The sequence below is a fragment of the Teichococcus aerofrigidensis genome, assembly GCF_054073225.1.
Genome location: NZ_JBSXMU010000035.1, coordinates 16057 through 32968 on the forward strand (window position 1 = coordinate 16057; position 16912 = coordinate 32968).

Sequence of the window (16912 nt, forward strand, 5' to 3'; positions counted from 1 at the left end):
TGCCTGGAGATTGGCTTTTCTTTCGTGGCAGCAGATCGTCTGACCGGCGTACTGGAGAAGCCATGCCAGACCGCGCGACATCCACATGTCGATCCATCCTTCTCCTGTGCGGCCTGGTGTCGGCCCTCTTCCTGGCCGGATGTGGTCTGCAGGAGGAGCTGGACGCCCTGGACCGCCAGAACTTCGAGCGCGGCTGCGCCAATCTGGGCATCACGCGCGCTTCGCCGAACTGGGAGCAGTGCATGCTGCAGCAGCAGGCCAACGAGACCTACAAGGAGCAGCAGCTCCTGAACCGGGTCAATCAGGAGAATCAGGCGAAGGAACTGAAGCGCGGCCGCTGAGCCGCCGCTTCCGTCAGGAGCCAGCGAAAAGGCCCGAAGGGAGTGCTCCCTCCGGGCCCTGGGGCTTCGCCTCGGCGCTTACCCTCACTCCGCCGCGACGGCGAGGCCCGGGCGCTCCTGCCGCGCCAGGGTCTCGTAGAGGGCCACATAGTCCTCCGCCATGCGGCGGGCGGTGAAGCGCTCCTCGAAGCGGGCGCGGACGGCGGCGCGCGGCAGGCTGCGCAGGCGGCCCACGGCGGCGATCGCCTCGGCCATGCTGTTCACCGCGAAGCCGGTCAGCCCCTCGTCGATCACCTCCGGCACCGAGCCGTGGCGGAAGGCGATCACGGGCGTGCCGCAGGCCATCGCCTCGATCATCACCAGGCCGAAGGGCTCCGGCCAGTCGATCGGCGTCAGCAGGCCGATGGCGCCGGAGAGGAAGTCGGGCTTCTGCGTCTCGTCGATCTCGCCGATGAACTCGATCAGCGGATGCGCCAGCATCGGCTTGATCTTGCTCTCGAAGTAGTCGACGTCCACGCGATCCACCTTGGCCGCGATCTTCAGCGGCGTGTTGGTGGCGATGGCGATCTCGATCGCCCGGTCGCAGCGCTTCTCGGGCGCGATGCGGCCGAGGAAGGCAAGGTAGCCGGGCGTGACGCCCGGCCGCGGCGTCAGCAGCCGCTCGGGCAGGCCGTGATGGATGGTGGCGGCGAAATTCGCCTGCGGCAGCGGCCTGCGCTGGTCGTTCGAGATCGAGACCACCGGCACCTGGCTGAAGGCGTCGAAGACGGGCTGCAGCTCCGGCAGGTCCAGCCGGCCGTGCAGCGTGGTCACGAAAGGCACGGACTGGCGGGAGAAGAGCGGGAAGGGCAGGTAGTCCAGATGGAAGTGCAGCAGGTCGAAGTCGTGCCGGCGGCGGTAGACCTCCTCCAGCATCAGGTTCAGCGGGGCGTTGGCGTCGCGCACCGAGGGGTCGAGGCGCAGCGCCTTGCGGCACATCGGCGCCAGCTTCGCCCGGGTGATCGAATCGCCACTGGCGAACAGCGTCACGTCATGGCCGAGCGCCACCAGCTCCTCGGTGATGTAGGAGACGATCCGCTCCGTCCCGCCATAGAGCTTCGGGGGAACGGCTTCCGTCAGGGGAGCGATCTGGGCGATACGCATGGGGTCCGGTTCTCCTTTGCCTCTGACCCCCGTATCGCAGCCGAATGCGGTCCTGATTCGGCACATCTCGCCATGATTTCGTCAGGAAGGGGGCGTTTCCTCTGCAACAACGCGGATGCAGCGGGCGTTCACGCTCATGTGTCCCGGAGATCGAGGAGGCTTTGCCCCCATGACCGCCGCCCGTCCGTCCGACGATGAAGCCGCCCTCCTCCGCCTCGGCCGGAGGCCGGTGGGCTTCCTGCTTCGCCACCTGAAGCCGTACGCAGGGAGCCACGTCGCGATCCTGCTGGCCGTGCTGGGCGCCGTCGGCTGCTCGGTGGGCGCCAATTACGCGGTGAAGCACCTGATTGACACGCTCTCGGGCGGTCCCTCCCAGGCGGCGCAGACGGCGGTCTGGACCGCCTTCGCCATCCTGGCCGGCGTCATCGCGGCGGACAACCTGCTCTGGCGCGTCGGCGGCTGGATCGCGGCGGACCGCTTCCCGCGCGCCACCGCCTCGATGCGGGCCGAGCTGTTCCGCCACCTCTCCGGCCACTCCCCGGGCTATTTCGCCAACCGCTCGGCCGGCACGCTGGCGGCGCGCATCAGCGCCACCGGCACCGCCGCCTTCACCGTGCTGCAGAACTTCACCTGGCACACCGTGCCGCCGGCCGTCGCCGTCACCCTCTCCATCGGCTTCCTGGCCAGCGTCGATCCCTGGATGGCGGGCTGCCTGGTGGTTGTCGCCTTCACCCTGGCGGCCGGCGTCGCCTGGCTCGGCCGGCGCGGCGAGCGGCTGCATGACAGCTTCGCCAGCCGCGCCGCGGCGGTGGACGGGCAGCTAGTGGACGTGGTGCAGAACTTCTCCCTGGTGCGCGCCTTCGGGGCCTTCAAGCGCGAGGCTGTGCTGCTCGACAACGCCCTGGCGGGCGAGACCGCCGCGCGCCGCAACAGCCTGCGCTACCTGGAGAAGCTGCGCCTGGTGCATGGCGCCACGACCGCGCTGCTGACCGCCTGCCTGCTGGCCTGGGTGGTGCACCTCTGGCAGCTCGGCCGCGCCACCACCGGCGACATCGTGCTGGTCTGTACCCTGGGCTTCACCATCCTCCATGCCAGCCGCGACCTCGCGATGGCCCTGGTGGACCTGACGCAGTACGTGGCCCGCATGCGCGAGGCGCTGTCCGCCCTGCTGGTCCCGCACGATCTGCCGGACGCCGCCGATGCCCATGGTCTGGCGGCGCGCGGCGGCCATGTGGTGTTCCAGGACGTCACCTTCCGCTATCCCTCGGCGCCCGAGGGCAGCACGGCGGTGCTGCGCGGCCTGAACCTCGATATCGCCCCGGGCCAGAAGGTCGGCGTGGTGGGCCGCTCCGGCGCCGGCAAGTCCACCCTGCTGACGCTGCTGCAGCGCCACTCCGAGCCGCAGGGCGGCGCCGTGCTGATCGATGGCCAGGACATCGCCCATTCCACCCGCGAGAGCCTGGCTGACATGATCGCCGTGGTGCCGCAGGACGTGTCGATGTTCCACCGGACCGTGCTGGAGAACATCCGCTATGCCCGCCCGGAGGCGACCGATGCCGAGGTGATGGCGGCGGCCGAGGCGGCCCGCTGCCGCGACTTCATCGAGGCGTTGCCGGAAGGGTTCAATACCATCGTCGGCGATCGGGGCGCCAAGCTCTCGGGCGGCCAGCGCCAGCGCCTGGCCATCGCCCGCGCCCTGCTGAAGAACGCGCCGATCCTGCTGCTGGACGAGGCGACCTCCGCCCTCGACTCCGAGTCGGAGGCCGAGGTGCAGAAGGCGCTGGACGGGCTGATGGAGGGCCGCACCGTGATCGCGGTGGCCCACCGCCTCGCCACCCTGACCAATTTTGACCGCATCGTGGTGATGGAGAACGGGCAGGTGGTGCAGGACGGCGCGCCGGACCTGCTGATGCGCCGCCCCGGCCCCTACCAGGACATGGTGCGCCGCCAGTCGGAGGCCTTGCAGGTCGCGGCCTGAGGTTCTCGCGGGAAGGGAGGCAGGGGAGGCTCCGGCCTCCCTTTTCGCTGTCCGGGCTGTTGCAACCCTGGATACGGTGGTCGCCCGCATCTTCTTGTGTCGGATGGAAAGGTCGGGCTAGCCTAGCGGCCAGGTTGCAGGAGACCGAAAGCCTTGCCGCTCGCCCCGCCGCGGAACCGCACCTGCCTGCTGCTCATCAGCCATCTTCTGGACGAGGTGGTGCTGGCCCGGTTCTGGCAATGCCAGGCCGAGCTGGGGCACGCGCTGGATGTGGTGCTGGTCCTGACCGAGCCGCTGCAGGAGAAGGCGGAGCAGTACGCGCTGGCGGGCGCTGTCTTTCTCCGCAAGTCCGACCTGTTCATTCCCGACTATCCGCGCAAGACCGTCCGCCCCTTCGTCAAGCCGGGCAACGCCGACCTGATTCCGCTCGCCATCTGGCGCCAGGCGCCGGATTACGAAGCCTATTGGGTGATGGAGTTCGATGTCTGCGCGCCGCGCGGCCTGCCCCGGCTGCTGGCGGTCGAGGCCGGCAGCGGGGCCGACCTGCTGGGCAGCTATCTGCGCCGCCGCGAGCAGCATCCGGACTGGGTGCACTGGCCGACCCTGACTTTCCGCGACGCGGGACCGGAGACGGTGGAGGAGGCGCGTATCCGGGCGGCCGCCAGCGCCTGCTTCCTGCCGCTCTCCCGCTATTCCGGCCGCCTGATGGCGGCGCTCGATGCCGCCTATCGCGGCGGCTGGAACGGCCACCACGAGGTGGTCATCCCGACCCTCGCGCGGTCCCTGGACATGGTGCTGGAGGATCTCAACACCGTCGCGCGCCGCGTGCTCGATGCGCCGATCTACAGCCCCGAGGGCTTCAACCACGAGAGGGCGCGGCCCATGGGGCCCCTGGAATTCTATCATCCGGTGAAGTCGCCGCGGCAGATCGCGGCCCTGCACCAGGGGCTGCTTCCCATGCCGGCGGCGGCCGAATAACGGCCGACGGTTCAGCCCGGCAGACGCCGCGCCAGGCGGCGGGCCAGCGCATAGCCCAGCAGGCCCGCCACCGGGGCCGCCGGCAGCACCAGCACCCATCCGGCATGGACGCCGTTGACCACCAGGCCGAGGCCGATGCCCAGCATCAGCCCGCCCACCAGGCTGCCCGCCACCCCCGCCGTCAGGCCCAGGATCAGGATCTCGGATCGCGACACCATGCCCGACGGATAAGCGGGCGCGCGATGCAGGGCAACACTTCTCCCGCGCCTCGGCGCCGGGGGGCGGCCCTGGGGGGCGGCGCCGTGTTTGACTCCCGCCGGCGCCACGGCTAAAGCGCCGCACCCTTTCCGGGAAAGCGGATGCGTGCCCCGTCACGCGTCCCGCCCCTGGCCTTCCAGCCTCGGGACTACCGGGACACCAACGCGAGACCGCAGCCCCCAAGGCCGAGGCCGCAGAACAAGAAGGAGCCCGCCGCATGACGAAGCGCGCGGAAAGCAAGTACAAGATCAATCGCCGCCTCGGCGTGAACCTGTGGGGCCGCGCCAAGTCCCCGGTCGCCAAGCGCGAGTATGGCCCCGGCCAGCACGGCCAGCGCCGCAAGCAGAAGCCGACCGACTTCGGCGTCCAGCTGATGGCCAAGCAGAAGCTGAAGGGCTACTACGGCAATATCGGCGAGAAGCAGTTCCGCAAGTATTACGAGGAGGCCGTGCGCCGCAAGGGCGACACCTCCGAGAACCTGATCGAGCTGCTGGAGCGGCGGCTTGACGCGGTGATCTACCGCATGAAGCTGGCCGTGACCCCCTTCGCGGCGCGCCAGTTCGTCAACCATGGCCATATCCTGGTCAATGGCCGCCGGCTGAACATCCCCTCCTACCTCGTGCGCGACAATGACGTGATCGAGGTCAAGGAGAAGTCGAAGCAGTTGGTCGCCGTGCTGGATGCCGCGCAGAGCGGTGAGCGCGACGTCCCCGAGTATCTCGAGATCGACCACCGCCAGATGAAGGGCCGCTTCGTGCGCGCCCCGAAGCTCTCGGACGTGCCCTATCCGGTGCAGATGGAGCCGAACCTGGTCATCGAGTTCTACTCGCGCTGACCGGGCGCTCCGGCCGGAGCTGGAGACGGAACGACAGGGGAGGGTGCCGCGAGGCGCCCTCCCTTTTTTCATGCCTGCCTCCCGGTAGAGGGCTCCGCGCCGTTCCCCTCCGCCCTGCATGACTTGCTGCACTGCGAACGATCGTGTTGCATGGCGGAACAAGGGAGAGGGGCCGGGATGTCCGAGGCCGGGAATGAGCGCGCGGCCGTGCTGCTGCGCCGGATCGGGGCGCTGGCGGCGCCCACCACCGCCATCGCCCTGCTGCAGGCGGCGGCACAGCTGACCGAGACCTGGCTGGCGGCGCGGCAGGGGCTGGCGGCCCTGGCCGGCTGGGCGGTGGTGCTGCCCTTCTCGCTGCTGCTGCAGCAGATGTCGGCGGGCGCCATGGGCGGCGGCGTCGCCGCGGCTATCGCCCGCGCCCTCGGCGCCGGGCGCGAGGAGGAGGCGGCGGACCTGGTCCTGCATGCCCTGCTGATCGCGCTGGGCGGCGGGCTGTTGTTCGCGGTCCTTCTCGCCGGCTTCCCGCGACCGGTGCTCGGCGCCATTGCCGGGCCCGAGGCGGCCGCGGCCGCAACGCCCTATGCCATATGGCTCTTCGGCGTCGGGGCGCTGCCGGTCTGGCTGGCCAATACCCTCGCCTCGGTGCTGCGGGGCGGCGGGCGGCACGCCCTCGCGGCGCGTGTCCTGGCGCTGGCCTGGATCGCCTTTCCGCCGCTGGCCTGGCTGCTCAGCGAGCCGCTCGGCATGGGGCTGGCAGGGGTGGGTGCCGGCTTCGCGGCGGTCTTCTGGGCGGCGGCGCTGCTGATGGCGCTGATCGTCGGCCGCGGCGGCGCCGGCTTCACGCCCCGGTTGCGGATGCGCCCCTCGGCGACGCTGTTCCGCCGTATCCTCTCGGTCGGTCTGGTCGCCTGCGCGCTGGCGACCCTCGCCAACCTGACCACCATCCTGGTGACGCGGCAACTCGCCGTCTACGGGCCGGTGGCGGTGGCGGCCTATGGCATCTCGGCGCGACTGGAGTTCCTCACCGTGCCGCTGGCCTTCGGGGTGGGCTCGGCGCTGACGGCGCTGGTCGGCCGCGCCGCAGGGGCGGGGGACTGGCCGATGGCGCGGCGCACCGCCTGGGCCGGCGGCTTCGTGGCGCTCGGCGTGGCGGGCCTGCTCGGGCTGCTGGTCGGCCTGTTCCCGGCCGGCTTCGCCCGTCTCTTCACCAGCGATCCGGCCGTCGTGGCCGTGGCCGCCCGGGGACTGGCCTATACCGGCCCGGCCTTCGGCGGCTTCGGCCTCGGCATGGCGCTCTACTTCGCCTCGATGGGCGCGGGGCGCATGAGCGGCCCGGTGCTGGCGGCCGTTACCCGGCTTGGCGTGGCGGTGGGCGGCGGCGCCCTCCTGGCGGGGCCGCTCGGGCTGGGGCTGGAGGGGCATTTCCTCGGCGTAGCGCTCGGCATCACCGCCTATGGCCTGATCACGGCCGGCTCCGTGCGGCCCGGTGTGTGGCCCGGCCGGCGGGCGGCGTTGAGCTGAGGCCGCTCCCTCAGGAGGCCAGGGAGCGTCGCCGCATCCGCCCGAGCTGCCACGCCATGCCGACCACCAGCGCCGCCAGCGCGCCGGAGACGATCGCCACGGCGATGTTCAGCTCCCGCCCGGCGGTGTTGGCATAGAGGATGGCGATCAGCGCCCAGGCCACGGCGGCAGCGTACCAGGGCGAGCCTTTGGCCAGCCAGAGCACGCCCAGGGTGAAGCCGCCCGCCGCCAGCAGGATCATCACCGCCGCTAGGGTTCCCGCCGCGCCGTCGGCGGCGATGGCGCCGGACAGCCGCGCCGCTCCGGCGATATTGGCGAAGGCCGCGACCGAGACCCAGCCGGCCAGCAGCCCGACCAGCGGCCGGACGATCCAGCGCTCCGGCCAGCCGCCCGCCTGCCCCTCATGCACCAGGCGGCGATTGGCCAGGAAGGCGGCCAGGCTCGCCGCCACCACCACCAGCATGACCAGGACGAGGTGCCAGCCATTCTCCGTGGTCTGGCCCAGCACCATCCAGAGGATGCAGCCGGCGAAGGCGACGGCCAGCGGCCAGCCGAGGCGCCGCGCCGCCGGGCTGTCCCGTCCGCCATCCGGCAGGAGCTGCCAGATGCCCCAGGCGATGGCGAGCGCGAAGATCACCAGCCAGATCGAGAAGGCATAGCCCTGCGGTACCACCGGCGTCTCGCTGCGGGCCGACATCTCCGCCATGGTGTGGCCGAGGCCGAAGACCGGCGCCATCATTCCCGCCAGCGGCTGCAGCAGCGGCAGGGCGATGTTCAGCAGGGTGCGGAGGTCGTTCTGCGTCATGCGGTGGTCAATCCCGGTAAGGCCCGGCCACGGAACACGCCGGCGGCGGCGAGGTTGAGCCGGCGCGGCGCGGCGGCATTCGTACGGATGGGCACGAAAAAGGCCGGGAGCGGATCGCCCCCGGCCTCCATTCTCCCCGCGGCCGGCGGCCAGGGGAAGGGACGCATCAGGCGGCGGCCTGGTGCGGGATGCCCTTCTCGTCGAGCAGGGCGGTCAGCTCGCCATTCTGGAACATCTCCATGACGATGTCGCAGCCGCCGACGAACTCGCCCTTCACATAGAGCTGCGGGATGGTCGGCCAGTTGGTGAAGGCCTTGATGCCCTCGCGGATCTCGGCGTCCTCCAGAACGTTCACGCCCTTGAAGGGCACGCCGACATGGCTCAGGACCTGCACCACGCGGGCGCTGAAGCCGCATTGCGGGAAGACCGGCGTGCCCTTCATGTAGAGCACCACCGGATTCTCGGTGATCTCGGCCTGGATGCGGTCGAAGGTCGGGTTGCTCATTGGCAGGAATCCTATTGCGGGGGCGCGGAGGTCTGCAGGGCGAGGGCATGCAGCTCGCCCCCCATGCGGCCCTGCAGGGCGGCATAGACGAGCTGGTGCTGCTGCACGCGCGAGCGGCCACGGAAGGCTTCCGAGACCACGGTCGCGGCATAGTGGTCGCCATCCCCGGCGAGGTCCTCGATGGTGACCTCGGCATCGGGGAAGGCCGCCTTGATCAGGGCCTCGATCTCCGCGGCGGGCATCGCCATGGCGCTCTCCTCTCCGGCTGGAACTTAGCGGGCCATCAGGGCCGGTAGGAAGCGCTCATGCGCATCCCGCAGGGCCTCGACCGATATGGCGGCGCCGCCGGGCAGAACCAAGTGCCCGCCACCCGAGCGGCCCAGGCGCCGCGCCGGCACGCCGGCCGCCGCCGCCGCCGCCAGCAGCGCGGCGCCGTCGCGCACCGCCAGCACGTAGCGGCCCTGGTCCTCGCCGAACCAGAAGGCATGGGCGGGCAGGCCCTCCGGCGCGGCCTCGAGCGTGGCGCCGGCGGTGCCGGCCATGGCCATCTCGGCCAGCGCCACCAGCAGGCCGCCATCGGCGCAGTCATGGCTGGCGGCCACCTCGCCGGCGAGGATGCGGGCGCGGACGAAATCGCCGTGGCGGCGCTCGGCGGCCAGATCGACCGGGGGCGGGGCGCCTTCCTCGCGGCCGGCGACCTCGCGCAGCCAGAGCGACTGGCCGAGCCAGCCCGCCGTCTCGCCGATCAGCACCAGATCGAGGCCGGGGGCGAGGCTATAGCCCACGGCCCGCGCCGCCTCCTCCAGCACGCCGACGCCGCCGATGGCGGGGGTGGGCAGGATGCCCCGGCCCTCGGTCTCGTTGTAGAGCGAGACATTGCCGGAGACGACCGGGAAGTCGAGCGCGGTGCAGGCGCTCGCCATGCCGCGCACGGCGGCGGCGAACTGGCCCATGATCTCGGGCTTCTCGGGGTTGCCGAAATTCATGTTGTCGGTGATGGCCAGCGGCAGGGCGCCGGTGGCGGTGATGTTGCGCCAGGCCTCGGCCACCGCCTGGCGGCCGCCCTCCTCCGGGTCCGCCGCGCAGTAGCGGGGCGTGCAGTCGGTGGTCATGGCGAGCGCGCGGGCGAGGCCTTCCAGCCGGACGATGGCGGCATCGGCGGCGCCGGGGCGCTTCACCGTCTGGCCGCCCACCGTGCTGTCATACTGGTCCCAGATCCAGCGGCGCGAGCAGAGGTCGGGGCTGCCCACCAGCTTCAGCAGCGCCGCCTCGAGGCCCAGCGGGTCCGCGACGCCGGCGGGGTCGAGCACCGGCTGCCGCGGTGTCTCGGCGGTCGGGCGGTGGTAGAGCGGCGCCTCGCTTTCCAGCGGCGCCAGCGGGATATCGGCCTCGAGCTGACCCTTGTGGCGGATGACGATGCGGCCGGTGTCGGTCAGGTGGCCGATGACGGCGAAATCCAGCTCCCACTTGCGGAAGATCGCCTCGGCGACATGCTCCTCGCCGGGCTTCAGGATCATCAGCATGCGCTCCTGACTCTCGGAGAGCATCATCTCATAGGCGCTCATGCCGGTCTCGCGCTGCGGAACGTCGTCCAGCACCAGCTCGATGCCGACGCCGCCCTTGCCCGCCATCTCGACCGAGGAGGAGGTCAGGCCCGCGGCGCCCATGTCCTGGATGGCGACGATGGCATCCGTCGCCATCAGCTCCATGCAGGCCTCGATCAGCAGCTTCTCGGCATAGGGGTCGCCGACCTGGACGGTCGGGCGCTTCTCCTCCGAATCGGCGCTGAACTCGGCCGAGGACATGGTGGCGCCGTGGATGCCGTCCCGCCCGGTCTTGGAGCCGACATAGACCACCGGATTGCCGATGCCGGCCGCCGCCGAGAGGAAGATGCGCCCCTTGGGCGCGATGCCGACGGTCATGGCGTTGACCAGCGGGTTGCCGTTGTAGGCCGGGTGGAAGTTCACCTCGCCGCCGACGGTGGGGACGCCCACGCAATTGCCGTAGCCGCCGATGCCGCGCACCACGCCATCCAGCACATGCCGGGTCTTCGGGTGGTCGGGCGCGCCGAAGCGCAGCGCGTTGAGGTTGGCGATGGGGCGCGCGCCCATGGTGAAGACGTCGCGCAGGATGCCCCCCACCCCGGTGGCGGCGCCCTGGTAGGGCTCGATGAAGCTCGGGTGGTTGTGGCTCTCCATCTTGAAGATGGCGGCCAGCCCGTCGCCGATGTCGATCACGCCGGCATTCTCGCCCGGGCCGTGGATCACCCAGGGGGCCTTGGTGGGCAGGGTGCGGAGCCAGACGCGGCTCGACTTGTAGGAGCAGTGCTCGGACCACATCACCGAGAAGATGCCGAGCTCGGTGAGGGAGGGGGTGCGGCCGAGGATGGCGAGCGCCCGGTCGTACTCATCCGGCTTCAGGCCGAATTCGGCGGCGAGTTGCGAGGCGCGGGCGGGGTCGAGGGGTGCGGGCGTCGGCATGGGAGCCTTGTCGGCAGCCGCGCGGCGCTTGTCCAGGGCTTGTTGAGGGAGGGCGGCCCCCGTTGCGCGCATGGGCGCCCGTGGCGCGGCGGCCAGGGCGCCTCCGCTGCCCGGCGGGGCCGCCCGGGGGATCGGGGGCGGAGCCGCTCAGGCCCGCCTCGGAGAACCCTCCTCCGGGTGGGCGGCCAAGCAAGCCGGCCATGACGCCGCCATTCGCCTGATCCTCCCCCCCTCCGGGCCGGCGATGACGGCGGTCAGCGTCCCGCCGGGCCGCGAACCTGCATGCCGCGCTGACGAAGGCCCTTGCCCAACCTGGCTTGCGGCGCTGTCTGAGGATGACGGCACGGAGATCCGGACAGGAGCCTCCCCGGAGGAATTCGGAAAGTTCCTGCGGCGGGACAGTCAACGCCGGCAGGAGGCGGTGCGGAAGGCCGGGATGCGCGTGGAATGGACCGCCGCGGGAAAGCCTGCGAAATCCGGCATGGCTGATCGAACGAAATTCGAATTTTGTGATGTCGGAGCCTGGTGGATGATCGATCTGGCGGTCGAGCATGATGCGACCGCGTGCCCCACGGGGCGTCATCAGCAGCGCCCGGCCTCCGGCTCCAGCGGAGCCTCGGCCGGGACGAACAGGCCGGAAGGACGCCTTGGCGCGCGGGCCGCGGGTTCCCGGAACTCCACGCGGACCGTGCCACGGCAGGCCGGCATGCCAAGCCAGGATCGGTGTCATGGAAAGTGCGGAGCTTCTGACGATCGAGTTCTACCGCGGCTACCGCCTGATCCTGCGCGAGGGAGAGGATGCCGGCTGGAATATCCGCATCCGGAAATGGCAGATGGGCGGACCGCCCGATCATCGTCAGAGGATGCCGCGGGTGGAGACGCAGGCGTTGCGCTCCACCGCCCGCGGCATCGTCGATGGCTGGTTCGAGGAAAGCCTGCGCGAGCTGCTGAACCGTCGCCCCCTGCCCGGTGGAGCACCGGCCGGATTGTAGGGCCCCCGTTCAGGATGGTGCCGCCGCGACGGCCGCCCTACTGCGCGGTGATGCCGGCGGCGCGCACCAGCGGCTCCCATTTCGCCATCTCGGAGGCAAGCCAGGCCGCGGCCGTGTCCGGGGTGCTGTCGAGCCTTGGCTCGACCGAGAGATCGGCCAGCCTCTGTTGCAGGGCCGGCACCCGCAACGCCGCGTTTACGGCGCCGTTGAGCCGCGTCACCACATCCGAAGGCGTGCCGGCGGGCGCGAAGACCATGTGCCAGGTATAGGCTTCGTAACCCGGCAGCCCTGCCTCAGCGAAGGTCGGCACGTCGGGAAGTTGCGGCAGGCGCCGGCCGGAGCTGACGGCCAGGGCCCGGGTCTGCCCGCGCTGCACGCTGGCGATGCCGTCCGACGCCACGTTCAGGAACATGGTGAGATTGCCGTTCAGGAGATCCGGCATGGCCGGCGCGGCGCCACGATAGGGGATATGATTGACCTTCAGCTGGCCGGCCTGCTGCAGGAACAACTCCGTCGCCAGGTGCACGGCGCCGCCCGCGCCGGAGCTGCCGTAGTTGTAGTCCCCGGGGCGGTCACGGAACAGCTTGATCAGCTCCTGCAGGTTCCGCGCCGGGACCGCGTTGTTGATCATCAGCAGCATGGGCACCGTGCCGACCAGCGCCACCGGCTGGAAATCGGCGACGGGGTCGAAGCTGAGATTGGGAAAGAGCGGCCTCAGCACCGCATGGGCAATGGTGCTGTAGAGCATGGTGTGGCTATCACCCGGTCCCTTGGCCACCGCCTCGGTTCCGACCAGGACACCGGAGCCGGTGCGGTTCTCGATCAGGACACGCTGGGACAGTTGCGAGGAGAGGCCCTCGGCCAGCAGACGGGCGGCCACATCGGTCGGCCCGCCCGCGGCGAAGGGGCAGACGAGCCGCACCGGCTGGGTTGGCCAGGGCGTGGTGGCCGCGCGCCCGAGGCTGGGGCGTGTAGCAGCGAGCGCTACGGCGAGCTGAAACGCGGTACGGCGCCGCATGGCCGATCCTCCCTTTTTATTTGGCGATTCCGGACGTCATGACCGCGCCGGACGTGATCCGGCGCGGCCTTTTCTCAGCGCAGCACGAAGGGGTTGGAGACACCCTCGGCGAGGTTGATCCAGACCGTCTTGGTCTGCAGGTATTCCTGGATGGCGGCCTGGCCGCTCTCCCGCCCGATGCCGCTCTTCTTGTAGCCGCCGAACGGCGCCATGAAGCTGACCGCGCGGTAGGTGTTCACCCAGACCGTGCCCGCCTGCAGCTTGTCGGCCATCAGGAAGGCACGGCGCGTGCTGCCGGTCCAGACACCCGCGGCCAGGCCGTAGATGGTGTCATTGGCGATCTCGACGGCGTGGTCCTCATCCTCGAAGGGGATGATGGACAGCACCGGGCCGAAGACCTCCTCCCGCGCGATGCGCATGCTGTTGTCCACATCGGCGAAGATGGTGGGCTCGACGAACCAGCCCCTCGCCAGATCCGGGCGCGAGGGCCTGCCGCCGCCGAGCAGGCAGCGCGCGCCTTCCTGCCGGGCCATGTCGATATAGGACAGGACCTTGTCGCGCTGCGGGACGGTGGTGATGGGGCCGACCTGCGTGGTGTCTAGCATCGGGTCGCCCATCTGCGCCGTGCCGGCGAAGGCCGTGACCCTCTGCGCCACCTCCTCATAGACCGAGCGCTGCACCAGCAGGCGCGAGCCGGCGATGCAGGTCTGGCCGGAGGCCGCGAAGATGCCGGAAATCGCGCCCTTGACCGCGTCCTCCAGCCTGGCGTCATCGAAGATGATGTTCGGCGACTTGCCGCCCAACTCCAGCGTGACGTGCTTCAGCCCCTTGGCCGCCGAGGAATAGACCGCCGTTCCGGTCGCGTCGCCACCGGTGAAGGCGAGCTTGGCGACCAGCGGGTGCTCCGAGAGCGCGGTACCGATCTCCGAGCCATAGCCGGTGACGGTGTTGACCACACCCGGCGGGAATCCCGCCTCCGCCACCAGCTCCATCAGCGCCAGCGTGGAGCAGGAGGTGAATTCGGAGGGCTTGATCACCACGGTGCAGCCGGCCGCCAGCGCCGGCGCCAGCTTCCAGGCCAGCAGCAGCAGCGGCGAATTCCAGGGCGTGATGGCGACCACGACGCCAAGCGGCTCGGGCTTGGTGAAGGCGAACATCTCTGGCTTGTCCATGGGCAGCACGCCGCCCTCGATCTTGTCGGCCAGCCCGCCGAAGTAGTGGAACCATTCCGGAATGTAGCGGAGCTGGCCCAGCATCTCGGCATAGAGCTTGCCGTTGTCACGGACCTCGATGGCGGCGAGCTTCTCCGCATCGCGCAGGATGAGATCGCCGAAGCGCCGCAGCAGCTTGCCGCGCGCCGTCGCCGTCATCGCGGGCCAGGGGCCGCTGCTGAAGGCCTTGTGGGCCGCCGTCACCGCCTCGTCGGCATCGGCGGCCGTGCCGCGGGGAATCTCGGCCCAGGCCTCGCCGTCGAACGGGTTCAGGGACGCGATCCACTGGTCCCCACCGCGCGGCTGGCCGTTCACAGTGTTCCTGAAGCGCGTCACACCCTGCATCCTTCTCTCTTTCCTGTCTCCGCCGCCGGACGCAATGCCCCGGTGGCCTCTGCTCGGACCCGCGGGTCCACAACGCCAGCGGGCGCCCCCGCAGAAGGTGGGACGCCCAGGGCCACTCAGGGGGATAGCGACTGGCCGTCCGCCGAGGTCACGCGGGCTTGTGGCCCAGCACGAGGCGGAAGCGGTTCTTGACATACACGCCATCGCGCGGTGGCAGGGCGCGAGGCATGTTCACGGCCGAGATCTTCACCACGGAGAGGTTCAGGCTCTCGCAGGCATGCACGCGCCGGCGGAGCGGCTCCACTCCCTGCAACTCGGTGACCACATCGACCTTCGGGTAGCCCATGGCCTCGGCCACGCGGGCGAACTCGATTCCCTGGCCGGCATGGCTCGGCTGCATGCCGGTCTCGCCGAAATGGCCGTTGTCGAGAATGACGATGCTGAGGTTGCGCGGCTTGCGCAGCGCGATCGTCGCCAGGGCGCCGAAACCCATCAACTGCTCGCCATCGCCCGTCACGACCAGGACGGGGCGATCCGGCTGCGCCTGCGCCAGGCCGAGGCCGACCATCGCGGCGCTGCCCATCGCGGCCCAGAGATAGAAGTTCAGGTCGTGGTCGCCCGCGGCCATTACATCGTAGGAGGGCGAGCCGAGGCCGGTGACGACCATCAGGCGGTCACGATCCTTCAGCAGATCCGCGACGACAAGGCGCCTGTCGAGAGTGCCACCCGCGCTCACTTCACCCACTCCTTCTCGCCGATCAGCCGCTGCCCCAGCAGCACCGCGCAGGCCGAATCACCATCGAACGCCATGGTCGCGGCGCCACGCAGCAGCGGCGCGACATCCTTGGGATCATCGGCGCGCCAGGTCAGGACGCCCATCAGCTTCAAAGAGGCCTCGGTGGCCTGTCCCATGGGGTTCTGCCACTGGTTGAACTCGGCCCAGTCGCCCCGCATGGTGACGACCATCAACAGCGGAAAGCGCGTGCAGGTCTGCAGCGCCAGGGTGTTGATGCAGTTGCCGACGCCGCTCGACTGCATCAGCAGCGCCCCGCGCTCGCCGCCGAGCCAGGCGCCCGCCAGATAGCCGATGCCTTCCTCCTCCGTCGTCAGCACGACGGAGCGGATCTCCTCATCGGCCTCGGCCAAGCGGATGGCGGTTGAGTGCCCGGCATCGGGGACATAGACGATATGCCTGACGTTGGCGGCCTTCAGGACGTCGAAGACGTCGCGTTGCCACCCCTGCGTCGGCAGTGCTGGGCTATCCACCATCTCTTGGGATCTTTCTCCGCCACGAGTCCAGTATGGCACTGGCTTAGGCCCGGCCGGAGCGTGACGGAATTAGAATGTTGCTCAAGGCGCTATGCCAGAATTAGATAGCGAATGGACCTCAAGCAACTCAACACCTTCATCCAGGTCGCGGAACTCGGCAGCCTCAGCAAGGCCTCGGATCGCCTGCGGATCGTGCAGCCGGCGCTGAGCCGGCAGATCCGCATGCTGGAAGAGGAACTTCGTGTCACCCTCTTCACCCGTCACGGGCGCGGCATGGTCCTGACCCGGGCGGGTGAGCTGCTGAAGATCCGGGCCGGCAGCATCCTGCGGCAGATCGAGGAGACCCGCTCCGATCTCAGCCAGGAGGCGGGGGCGGTGCGCGGGCAGGTGGTGCTGGGCGTGCCGCCCACCGTGGGCGATGTGCTGGCGACGCGCCTGGTCGAGCGTTCCCTGCAGCTCTATCCCGATGTCCGCCTGCGTGTCGCCACGGCCTTCAGCGGCTATCTTCTGGAATGGCTGCACAGTGGCGAGATTGACATCGCGGTCATCTACGGCTCGGAACAGGGCGGCAATATCCGCTACGCGCCACTGCTGGTCGAGAAGCTGCATTTCGTGACCTTGGCCAGGCAGAGGCCGGAGAAGGCGACCATCACCTTCAGGGAACTGGCGTCGCGGAACCTGATCCTGCCCGGCCCGCAGCACGGGCTGCGGCTGCTGATCGAGCATGAGGCGCGCCGCAAGGGTGTCAGCCTCAGCATTCCGGTCGAGGCCGATGCGCTGCAGGTGCTGAAGGCCCTGGTGGCGCGCGGGCTTGGCGCGACGGTGCTGCCCATGCCGTCGGTGCACCAGGAGGTCAGCGACGGGCTGCTGGCGGCGGTGCCGGTGAGCGACCCGCAGCTCTCCCGCAGGCTGGTCGTCGCGCGGCCGACGGGGCGGGCCGCGTCCCTCGCCGTGCAGCGCTTCGAGCTGATCCTGCGGGATGAGGTGGCCGCCATGATCAGCGAGGGCGTCTGGCAGGGCGAGCTACAGAGGAGCGATAGCAAACCGGCATAGGTGGTCGAAAACTATTGTGGATTGTTTATGCGAGGTCCGCGGTCAATCTATGCCCGAAGACGGGGTCGCGACGCGATCCAGGGGGAGGCATTCCAATGGACTTCGCTCAGAATCCCGATGATCTGCATGCTGAGATCCGGCAGGAGGTGGCGAAGCTGTGCGCGCGCTTTCCTGGGGAGT

At 70.1% G+C, this 16912-nt stretch carries 17 protein-coding genes; 7 read left to right on the top strand and 10 right to left on the bottom strand.

Features of this window, described 5'->3' with window-relative positions:
- Positions 1-116 precede the first annotated feature (116 nt).
- On the top strand, positions 117-341 hold the full coding sequence (locus tag ACVMLK_RS09885; RefSeq protein ID WP_457486300.1) for a hypothetical protein: 225 nt from the start codon (positions 117-119) through the stop codon (positions 339-341).
- 84 nt (positions 342-425) lie between these two features.
- Here ACVMLK_RS09885 and ACVMLK_RS09890 read toward each other — a convergent pair whose 3' ends face one another.
- Positions 426-1484 carry a glycosyltransferase family 4 protein gene (locus tag ACVMLK_RS09890; protein ID WP_198365534.1) on the bottom strand — a complete coding sequence of 353 codons (1059 nt, stop codon included), beginning with the start codon at positions 1482-1484 and terminating at the stop codon, positions 426-428.
- A 169-nt stretch (positions 1485-1653) separates the two neighbouring features.
- On the opposite strand from ACVMLK_RS09890, the gene ACVMLK_RS09895 reads away from it, so the two are divergent.
- Complete coding sequence (locus tag ACVMLK_RS09895; RefSeq protein ID WP_457486301.1) at positions 1654-3462, top strand: ABC transporter ATP-binding protein; 1809 nt, start codon at positions 1654-1656, stop codon at positions 3460-3462.
- A 153-nt stretch (positions 3463-3615) separates the two neighbouring features.
- The gene (locus ACVMLK_RS09900) at positions 3616-4440 is read left to right on the top strand and encodes a hypothetical protein (protein WP_422922754.1); all 825 of its coding nucleotides are present in this window, start codon (positions 3616-3618) and stop codon (positions 4438-4440) included.
- An 11-nt stretch (positions 4441-4451) separates the two neighbouring features.
- Here ACVMLK_RS09900 and ACVMLK_RS09905 read toward each other — a convergent pair whose 3' ends face one another.
- Positions 4452-4658: a hypothetical protein gene (locus tag ACVMLK_RS09905; RefSeq protein ID WP_198365537.1), complete on the bottom strand. Its 207-nt coding sequence runs from the start codon at positions 4656-4658 to the stop codon at positions 4452-4454.
- 257 nt (positions 4659-4915) lie between these two features.
- Here ACVMLK_RS09905 and rpsD point away from each other — a divergent pair, with 257 nt between their 5' ends.
- Positions 4916-5533, top strand: coding sequence for a 30S ribosomal protein S4 (rpsD, locus tag ACVMLK_RS09910; protein WP_198365538.1), 618 nt, complete (start codon positions 4916-4918; stop codon positions 5531-5533).
- 177 nt (positions 5534-5710) lie between these two features.
- On the top strand, positions 5711-7054 hold the full coding sequence (locus ACVMLK_RS09915; protein WP_457486302.1) for an MATE family efflux transporter: 1344 nt from the start codon (positions 5711-5713) through the stop codon (positions 7052-7054).
- Positions 7055-7064: 10 nt separating this feature from the next.
- On the opposite strand, the gene ACVMLK_RS09920 is transcribed toward ACVMLK_RS09915, so the two are convergent.
- The 4 genes from ACVMLK_RS09920 to purL form a co-directional block, all read right to left on the bottom strand.
- Positions 7065-7859 (bottom strand): hypothetical protein, encoded by a 795-nt coding sequence (locus tag ACVMLK_RS09920; RefSeq protein ID WP_198365540.1) that lies wholly within the window; start codon positions 7857-7859, stop codon positions 7065-7067.
- A gap of 166 nt (positions 7860-8025) precedes the next feature.
- Positions 8026-8364: a Grx4 family monothiol glutaredoxin gene (gene grxD, locus ACVMLK_RS09925; RefSeq protein ID WP_198365541.1), complete on the bottom strand. Its 339-nt coding sequence runs from the start codon at positions 8362-8364 to the stop codon at positions 8026-8028.
- Positions 8365-8375: 11 nt separating this feature from the next.
- Positions 8376-8612, bottom strand: a complete 237-nt coding sequence (locus ACVMLK_RS09930) for a BolA family protein (protein ID WP_198365542.1) — start codon at positions 8610-8612, stop codon at positions 8376-8378.
- Positions 8613-8636: 24 nt separating this feature from the next.
- Positions 8637-10844 (bottom strand): phosphoribosylformylglycinamidine synthase subunit PurL, encoded by a 2208-nt coding sequence (gene purL / locus ACVMLK_RS09935; protein ID WP_457486303.1) that lies wholly within the window; start codon positions 10842-10844, stop codon positions 8637-8639.
- A 728-nt stretch (positions 10845-11572) separates the two neighbouring features.
- On the opposite strand from purL, the gene ACVMLK_RS09940 reads away from it, so the two are divergent.
- Positions 11573-11836 carry a hypothetical protein gene (locus ACVMLK_RS09940; protein WP_422922758.1) on the top strand — a complete coding sequence of 88 codons (264 nt, stop codon included), beginning with the start codon at positions 11573-11575 and terminating at the stop codon, positions 11834-11836.
- Between the two features lie 37 nt (positions 11837-11873).
- On the opposite strand, the gene ACVMLK_RS09945 is transcribed toward ACVMLK_RS09940, so the two are convergent.
- The 4 genes from ACVMLK_RS09945 to ACVMLK_RS09960 form a co-directional block, all read right to left on the bottom strand.
- Entirely contained in the window at positions 11874-12854 is a 981-nt protein-coding gene (locus ACVMLK_RS09945; RefSeq protein ID WP_457486304.1) for a Bug family tripartite tricarboxylate transporter substrate binding protein, read from the bottom strand.
- A gap of 74 nt (positions 12855-12928) precedes the next feature.
- Positions 12929-14401 carry an aldehyde dehydrogenase gene (locus tag ACVMLK_RS09950; protein WP_457486305.1) on the bottom strand — a complete coding sequence of 491 codons (1473 nt, stop codon included), beginning with the start codon at positions 14399-14401 and terminating at the stop codon, positions 12929-12931.
- Between the two features lie 157 nt (positions 14402-14558).
- Positions 14559-15146, bottom strand: a complete 588-nt coding sequence (locus tag ACVMLK_RS09955) for a thiamine pyrophosphate-dependent enzyme (protein WP_198365546.1) — start codon at positions 15144-15146, stop codon at positions 14559-14561.
- On the bottom strand, positions 15143-15679 hold the full coding sequence (locus ACVMLK_RS09960) for a thiamine pyrophosphate-binding protein (RefSeq protein ID WP_198365547.1): 537 nt from the start codon (positions 15677-15679) through the stop codon (positions 15143-15145). Before ACVMLK_RS09960 ends, ACVMLK_RS09955 begins: the two co-directional genes overlap by 4 nt.
- A gap of 111 nt (positions 15680-15790) precedes the next feature.
- Between ACVMLK_RS09960 and ACVMLK_RS09965 the strand changes: the two genes are divergently transcribed.
- A complete protein-coding gene (locus ACVMLK_RS09965) occupies positions 15791-16732 on the top strand; it encodes a LysR family transcriptional regulator (RefSeq protein WP_422922761.1) in 942 nt (313 codons plus the stop codon).
- The last annotated feature ends 180 nt before the right edge of the window (positions 16733-16912 follow it).

Coding starts and splice junctions, on each gene's coding strand:
- ACVMLK_RS09930 (WP_198365542.1), bottom strand. CDS start 8,612: ATGGCGATGCCCGCCGCGGAGATCGAGGCCCTGATCAAGGCGGCCTTC.
- ACVMLK_RS09920 (WP_198365540.1), bottom strand. CDS start 7,859: ATGACGCAGAACGACCTCCGCACCCTGCTGAACATCGCCCTGCCGCTG.
- ACVMLK_RS09905 (WP_198365537.1), bottom strand. CDS start 4,658: ATGGTGTCGCGATCCGAGATCCTGATCCTGGGCCTGACGGCGGGGGTG.
- ACVMLK_RS09895 (WP_457486301.1), top strand. CDS start 1,654: ATGACCGCCGCCCGTCCGTCCGACGATGAAGCCGCCCTCCTCCGCCTC.
- grxD (WP_198365541.1), bottom strand. CDS start 8,364: ATGAGCAACCCGACCTTCGACCGCATCCAGGCCGAGATCACCGAGAAT.
- ACVMLK_RS09960 (WP_198365547.1), bottom strand. CDS start 15,679: ATGGTGGATAGCCCAGCACTGCCGACGCAGGGGTGGCAACGCGACGTC.
- rpsD (WP_198365538.1), top strand. CDS start 4,916: ATGACGAAGCGCGCGGAAAGCAAGTACAAGATCAATCGCCGCCTCGGC.
- ACVMLK_RS09965 (WP_422922761.1), top strand. CDS start 15,791: ATGGACCTCAAGCAACTCAACACCTTCATCCAGGTCGCGGAACTCGGC.
- ACVMLK_RS09915 (WP_457486302.1), top strand. CDS start 5,711: ATGTCCGAGGCCGGGAATGAGCGCGCGGCCGTGCTGCTGCGCCGGATC.
- ACVMLK_RS09940 (WP_422922758.1), top strand. CDS start 11,573: ATGGAAAGTGCGGAGCTTCTGACGATCGAGTTCTACCGCGGCTACCGC.
- ACVMLK_RS09945 (WP_457486304.1), bottom strand. CDS start 12,854: ATGCGGCGCCGTACCGCGTTTCAGCTCGCCGTAGCGCTCGCTGCTACA.
- purL (WP_457486303.1), bottom strand. CDS start 10,844: ATGCCGACGCCCGCACCCCTCGACCCCGCCCGCGCCTCGCAACTCGCC.
- ACVMLK_RS09890 (WP_198365534.1), bottom strand. CDS start 1,484: ATGCGTATCGCCCAGATCGCTCCCCTGACGGAAGCCGTTCCCCCGAAG.